Annotated in this window: 2 protein-coding genes and 1 pseudogene; 2 read left to right on the forward strand and 1 reads right to left on the reverse strand. The window is 68.8% G+C overall.

Annotation, left to right across the window (positions count from 1 at the left end; all coding sequences use genetic code 11):
* A pseudogene (locus QN345_RS19090) lies at positions 1-82 on the reverse strand (ATP-binding cassette domain-containing protein); the annotation flags it as partial.
* Between the two features lie 304 nt (positions 83-386).
* On the opposite strand from QN345_RS19090, the gene QN345_RS19100 reads away from it, so the two are divergent.
* Together QN345_RS19100 and QN345_RS19105 are read left to right on the forward strand one after the other, a co-directional pair.
* Entirely contained in the window at positions 387-1001 is a 615-nt protein-coding gene (locus QN345_RS19100) for a Dps family protein (RefSeq protein WP_370294943.1), read from the forward strand.
* Between the two features lie 168 nt (positions 1002-1169).
* A partial coding sequence (locus QN345_RS19105; RefSeq protein WP_323509123.1) for a hypothetical protein occupies positions 1170-1392 on the forward strand: 223 nt, incomplete at its 3' end.

Raw genomic sequence — 1392 nt, forward strand, 5'->3', positions numbered from 1 at the left:
TCGTGCCGGTGTCCGGCTTGTCGACGCCCGCGAGCATCCGCAGAAGCGTGGTCTTGCCCGCACCGTTGAGGCCGAGGTCGACGCTCTCGTCGGTGTCTTCGCCCGCGAGCCCCTCCAATACGCCAACGGCGATCACGCCCAATATCTCGACGTGCTCTTCCGCTGCCGGTGGGTGAGCGGTGAGCCGCACCCGGCCGACGGCGAGAATACGGCGGCGGCCTGGTGGCCGCTCGACGCGCTCCCGCCCCTGCCGGGCACGCACGACGAGCGGCTTCAGCTCGCCGTCGACCAGTCCGGGCCCGCGCTCTTCCGCCGCCGCGACACCCCGGCCGACACCCAGGCCTAGCGCCGGTCGAGGCACACCCGAACAGGGGCATCCGCTCGACCTGACACGGCGGCGACACCCCTGCTATCGTGCTGTTCGAAACGAGCGGGACCCTCGCCCGGCATCCGTCGGAGCCGACGTCCCGCGTGAGAGGGGCACACCCATGAAGGCATCGGCTGAACTCGGCGGCAACCTCCAGTCCGTCCTCGTCGACCTGATCGAACTCCACGTTCAGGGCAAGCAGGCGCACTGGAGTGTCGTCGGCCACAACTTCCGCGACCTGCACCTGCAGCTCGACGAGATCATCGACGATGCACGCATCTTCTCCGACGAGCTGGCCGAGCGGATGCGCGCACTCGACGCCCTCCCCGACGGACGCACCGAGACGGTCGCCAAGGACACCCACCTGCCGAAGTTCCCGGCGGGCGAGGTCGACACCGCGGAAACCGTCGTCATGATCACGGAACGGCTCGACGCGACGGTCAAGAACATCCGCAAGGTGCACGACGCCGTTGACGAAGAGGACCCGACAAGCGCCGATATCCTGCACGGCTTCATCGAGAAGCTCGAGCAGTACGCCTGGATGGTCAGCGCCGAGAACCGCCTGCCGCGGAAGGCGACCGCCAAGTCGCCGACCCGCCCCTCCGGCCGGGCCCTCACAGACATCACCGACTGATCCAGGGGCCGGACGGGCACGCTCGGATCCGAACGCGGGTCCGGCGGCGAGGGTGAAACGACGAACACAGCGGAACCGGGGATGCGGCACAGTGGGCTCGGCGAGAGGAGGACGCCGAAACAGTGCACGCGGGTCAAGAATGACAAGCGAAAGAAGGCGAGGCCGCAGATGAACCAGCGGAACTTCGACAGTGAGAGTGCCCCGGTCTGGCTCGGTGCGCCCGGTGATCGCGAGTCGAGTGAGCAACTCCGGGTGGTCGCCGACGAGGCCCTCCTCGTGACCGGCGACACCGGGCGGGCGCTCCGCCTCGCAACGCACCTCGGTTCCCGTCTTCCGGCCATCGGGGAGGGCAATACCCGGCACCTCTTCGAGATGCTCGCGACGGTCTCGG

The organism is Cryobacterium sp. 10I1, assembly GCF_035019805.1.
Lineage (GTDB): Bacteria > Actinomycetota > Actinomycetes > Actinomycetales > Microbacteriaceae > Cryobacterium > Cryobacterium glucosi.